The 4,302-nt window shown below is 74.9% G+C and carries 7 protein-coding genes; 6 read left to right on the top strand and 1 reads right to left on the bottom strand.

The window, feature by feature from the left end:
* The first annotated feature begins 97 nt into the window (after positions 1-97).
* From Q0112_RS09125 to Q0112_RS09115, 3 genes are read left to right on the top strand one after another with little or no spacing between them, the layout of a single operon-like run.
* Positions 98-457, top strand: coding sequence for a hypothetical protein (locus Q0112_RS09125; protein WP_297974238.1), 360 nt, complete (start codon positions 98-100; stop codon positions 455-457).
* A 3-nt stretch (positions 458-460) separates the two neighbouring features.
* Positions 461-1,000, top strand: a complete 540-nt coding sequence (locus Q0112_RS09120) for a hypothetical protein (protein ID WP_297974235.1) — start codon at positions 461-463, stop codon at positions 998-1,000.
* Between the two features lie 25 nt (positions 1,001-1,025).
* The gene (locus Q0112_RS09115) at positions 1,026-1,571 is read left to right on the top strand and encodes a hypothetical protein (protein WP_297974232.1); all 546 of its coding nucleotides are present in this window, start codon (positions 1,026-1,028) and stop codon (positions 1,569-1,571) included.
* Here the strand turns inward: Q0112_RS09115 and Q0112_RS09110 are convergent.
* Positions 1,568-1,960, bottom strand: coding sequence for an OB-fold nucleic acid binding domain-containing protein (locus Q0112_RS09110; RefSeq protein ID WP_297974242.1), 393 nt, complete (start codon positions 1,958-1,960; stop codon positions 1,568-1,570). The genes Q0112_RS09115 and Q0112_RS09110 overlap by 4 nt on opposite strands.
* A gap of 104 nt (positions 1,961-2,064) precedes the next feature.
* Here Q0112_RS09110 and Q0112_RS09105 point away from each other — a divergent pair, with 104 nt between their 5' ends.
* The 3 genes from Q0112_RS09105 to Q0112_RS09095 form a co-directional block, all read left to right on the top strand.
* Complete coding sequence (locus tag Q0112_RS09105; protein WP_297974230.1) at positions 2,065-2,388, top strand: 2Fe-2S iron-sulfur cluster-binding protein; 324 nt, start codon at positions 2,065-2,067, stop codon at positions 2,386-2,388.
* Between the two features lie 41 nt (positions 2,389-2,429).
* Positions 2,430-3,875, top strand: coding sequence for an AAA family ATPase (locus Q0112_RS09100; protein WP_297974227.1), 1,446 nt, complete (start codon positions 2,430-2,432; stop codon positions 3,873-3,875).
* Between the two features lie 70 nt (positions 3,876-3,945).
* The coding region (locus tag Q0112_RS09095) for an FAD-dependent oxidoreductase (protein WP_297974225.1) at positions 3,946-4,302 on the top strand (357 nt) is incomplete at its 3' end.

The raw sequence follows: 4,302 nt of genomic DNA, 5'->3' as shown, positions 1-4,302 counted from the left end.
TATGCCGGAGTGCCGGGCGCGGTGACCACCGCGCTCGACCGCCGCGCCGCCCGCCGACCCGACGCCGGCCGCGATCTTCGCCTATGTCGCCGACCGCGTGCTCTCGGCCGGGCCGGCGCCGGGCATCGCCTGGATGTCGCGCGTCCTCGCCCTCTACTGGCGGCTGGCGGCGGCCGGTCCCGAGCCCGGCGAGGCGGCCGAGCGCGCGCTCGCCGCCGACGTCGAGGCCTGGATCGCCTCGGTGCCGATCCCGCCGCAGGTCTTCGACCTGCCGACCGCCGTCCTCGAGGCCGAGCTCGCCCGGCTCGGCGCCAGCATCTTCCGCGCCCCGGGGGTGCGGTCGCGGGTCGCCGGGCGGCTGCTGGCCGCGGCGGCCGGCTCCTCGCCCGACGACGAGCGGCGCCTCGCCGCCGCGCTCGCCCGCACGGGCTTCACCGCATCTCAGAGCGAGGATTGAGCCATGGCCGATGCTGTCGAGGTGGTGGGCATCGAGATCGCCCGCGAATGGCTGGCCCCGCCCAGCCCCAAGGACGGATCGCGCCAGCCCTGGGTCGAGCTCGCCGTCCGCGTCCGCAACGACACCGCCGAGCCGCAGTACGTGATCGGCGAGATCCGCGGCATCGAGTTCGACGACGCGACCCGCACCCTGCGCCTGCGCCTGCGCGACCGCGCCGCCGCTGCCCGCGGCCCCGGCGAGCCGATCCTGCGGCTGACCGAGCCGAAGCTCGAGCGCGTGCCGCCGGGCGGCGAGATCGAGCTCCGGATCGACACGCCGGCGATCCAGCAGCGCATGGTGCCGGGCCCGGGGCTCGGGCTCACCACCTCGCCCTTCGACCTGCGCGACGTCGTGTCGGTCGACGTCGAGCTCGCCCATGCCGCCGAGCGGCGCGCCCTCGTCCCCGGCGCGCGCGCCCCCGCGGTCGCCTCGACCGCGAAGCTCCGCATGGAACGGCGCGATCCCGGGCGGGGCCGGGAGGAAGATCCCGTGAAGTCCGAATAGTCTCGTTTATTTCAAAGGTGATACCATGCCGTCATTGGATGATGTCTTTGCCGAACTGCAGGCGATCAACGGCCGCCTCGACGTGCTGCACAACGACAGCGTCGCGCTGCATGCCGTCGACACCGCGATCAAGAACGCGGTCGACAGCAACGTCGCGGCGACGAACTCGGTCAAGGCCGCGGTCGACGGTGCCACCGCCGTCCTGAAGCAGATCAAGACCGGTCAGGACGTCGGCAACGCGATCCTCCTGCACCTCACCCGCCAGGCCGACACGATGATCTGCTCGCTCGAGCAGATCGCCCGCCACACCTGCGCCATCCTCACCGAGAGCGACAGGCAGACCAGGCTCCAGATCCGCATCGCGGCGGCCGAGGAGGCGCTGGTCGACATGACGAGCACCGTCCACCCGGAGGCCGCGCTCGAGCTCGCCCGGCATGCCGCGCTCAAGGCGGCGACCGACCGCTGCTGCCCGCCGCCGCCCGACCGCCCGGCCTGCGAGTTCAAGCCCTGCGAGAAGCCGAAGCCGCTCGACATCAGGGTCGAGACCCCGCAGGACAAGCCGCCGCGCTAGGCCCGGGAAGGGGAGGGGGCCGGTCCCCCTCCCACCGTCTCGATCTCCACGATCTCGTCGAGCAGCGCCGAGATGTCCTCGATCACCTCGGCGACGACGTGGATCACCGCCCCCTCGCGCTGCAGCCGCCCGGTCACCTGCAGGCACCGCCCGGCGATCACCGCCCGGCGGTAGCGCTCGAAGGTCCGCGCCCAGACGATGATGTTGGCCACCCCCGTCTCGTCCTCGAGCGTCAGGAAGATCACCCCCTTCGCCGTCCCCGGCCGCTGCCGGCAGATGGTCAGCCCCGCCACCGTCACCAGCGCCCCCTTCGGCGGCAGCGCCAGCTCCGCCGCCGTCAGGCAGCGCGGCGGATGCACCCAGGCGGGGGAGGGAGGGGGCGGCAGCATGAGAACGAAGGTAGAACGAAAGACCTCCGCCGCCAAGCGGCATTTTGCCCATGGAACCCCGTCACGCCAGCCATTAGATACCGGCGCAAAGACAAGGCTGGGGCATGGCGAAGATCACCTACATCGAGCACGACGGCACGCCGCACGAGGTCGAGGTCCCGAGCGGCCTCACCGTAATGGAGGGCGCGCGCGACAACAACATCCCCGGCATCGAGGCGGACTGCGGCGGCGCCTGCGCCTGCTCGACCTGCCACGTCTACGTCGATCCGGCCTGGGTCGACCGCCTCCCCCCGCGCGAGGCGATGGAGGAGGACATGCTCGACTTCGCCTGGGAGCCCGACCCGGTGACGAGCCGCCTGACCTGCCAGATCCGCGTCACCGACGAGCTCGACGGCCTGGTGGTGCGGATGCCGGAGAAGCAGATCTGACCCCCGGCGACCCGCCCCCCGCCGAGCCCGGCCAGGAGGCGGTGGTCGCCTTCCTCGCCGACCCCGCCACCCACGGCGGCGCCCCGGTCGAGACCGTCACGACCCACATCTCCCGCCTCTTCCTCGCCGGCGACCGCGCCTGGAAGATGAAGCGGGCGCTCGGGACCAACTACCTCGACTTCACCACCCTCGCGCTCCGCGAGGCGAGCTGCCGCCGCGAGCTCGAGGTCAACCGCGCCGCCGGCCCGCTCTACCTCGGCGTCGTCCCCGTCGTCCGCCGCGCCGGCCGCCTCCCCCTCGGCGGCGCCGGCGAGCCGGTCGAATGGCTGGTCGAGATGCGCCGCTTCGACCGCGCCCGCGAGCTCGACCGCCTCTGCGAGGCCGGCACCCTCACCCTGCCGGTCGTCGAGCGCCTCGCCGACGCCATCGCCGCCCTCCACCGCGCCGCCCCCGAGACGCCGGCCCACGGCGACCCGGACGACGTGCGCGCCCGCATCGCCCAGATCGCCGGCGCCCTAGACGCCGCCGGGGCAGGGGCGGCCGACTGGGCCGCCGCCGCCCGCGCCGCCTGCGAGGCCAACGTCCCGCTCATCGCCCGCCGCCACCGCCTCGGCCGCGTCCGCCGCTGCCACGGCGATCTCCACCTCGGCAACGTCGTCCTGATCGGCGAGGATCCCGTCCCCTTCGACGCCATCGAGTTCAACGAAGCGATCGCCTCGATCGACGTCCTCTACGACCTCGCCTTCGCGCTCGCCGACCTCGCGACCCGCGGCCGCCCCGACCTCGCGAGCGCGCTCCTCTCCCGCTACCTCGGCGCCACCCGCGACTTCGCCGGCCTGCCGCTGCTGCCGCTCTTCCTCTCCATGCGCGGCGCCGTCCGCGCCATGACCGCCGCCTCGCGCGGCGACGCTGCCGCGGCCGGGCGCCACCTCGCCTTCGCCCGCGCCGCCCTCGCCCCGGCGCCGCCCCCGCGCCTCCTCGCCGTCGGCGGCATGTCCGGCACCGGCAAGTCGACCCTCGCCCGCGCGCTCGCCCCCCGCCTCGCGCCGCTCGCCCTCGTCCTGCGCTCCGACGTCACCCGCAAGCGCCTGGCCGGCGTCGCGCCGGAAACCCCGCTGCCGCCTTCGGGCTATACCGCAGCAATGGACCGCAAGGTGCTGATCCGCCTCGCCTGGGACGCCCGCATCGCGCTCCGCGCCGGCGCCACCGTCGTCCTCGACGCCACCTTCCTCGGCCCCGACTGGCGCGCCTGCGCCGCCGCCCTCGCCGCCGCCGAGGGCGTCCCCTTCACCGGCCTCTGGCTCGAGATCTCCCCCGCGGAGGCCGCCGCCCGCGTCGGCCGCCGCAGCGCCGACGCCTCCGACGCCACCCCGGAGGTCGTCGCCCGCCAGACCGCCCGCGCCGCCACCCCCGCCGGCTGGCGCCCGGTCGACGCCGGCCAGCCGCCCGCCGCCGTCCTCGCCGCCGCCGAGGCCGCGCTCGGGTAGACCGGCGCCTCCGGCACCAATCCGATCCCGCGGCTTCCCTTTCCATCCCGCTTGCCCTAGATCCGCGCCCATGACCGAGCCCATCCACATCGTCGGCGGCGGCCTCGCCGGCGCCGAGGCCGCCTGGCAAGCGGCCGAGATGGGCGTCCCCGTCGTCCTGCACGAGATGCGCCCCGGGACCGGCACCTTCGCGCACCGGACGGACGCGCTCGCCGAGCTCGTCTGCTCCAACTCCTTCCGCTCCGACGACGACGAGCAGAACGCCGTCGGTCTCCTCCACTGGGAGATGCGCGCCGCTGGCGGCCTCGTCATCGCCACCGCCGACCGCCACGCCCTCCCGGCCGGCAGCGCCCTCGCCATCGACCGCGAGCCCTTCTCCGCCGAGATCACCGCCCGCCTCGCGGCCCACCCCCGCGTCACCATCGCC

The organism is uncultured Amaricoccus sp. (assembly GCF_937858865.1).
Lineage (GTDB): Bacteria > Pseudomonadota > Alphaproteobacteria > Rhodobacterales > Rhodobacteraceae > Amaricoccus.
This window is presented reverse-complemented; position numbering and strand designations above follow the sequence as displayed.

Excerpts from the sequence above, each read along its gene's own strand:
- Q0112_RS09120 (WP_297974235.1), top strand. The coding sequence starts at position 461 with ATGGCCGATGCTGTCGAGGTGGTGGGCATCGAGATCGCCCGCGAATGG.
- Q0112_RS09115 (WP_297974232.1), top strand. The coding sequence starts at position 1,026 with ATGCCGTCATTGGATGATGTCTTTGCCGAACTGCAGGCGATCAACGGC.
- Q0112_RS09110 (WP_297974242.1), bottom strand. The coding sequence starts at position 1,960 with ATGCTGCCGCCCCCTCCCTCCCCCGCCTGGGTGCATCCGCCGCGCTGC.
- Q0112_RS09105 (WP_297974230.1), top strand. The coding sequence starts at position 2,065 with ATGGCGAAGATCACCTACATCGAGCACGACGGCACGCCGCACGAGGTC.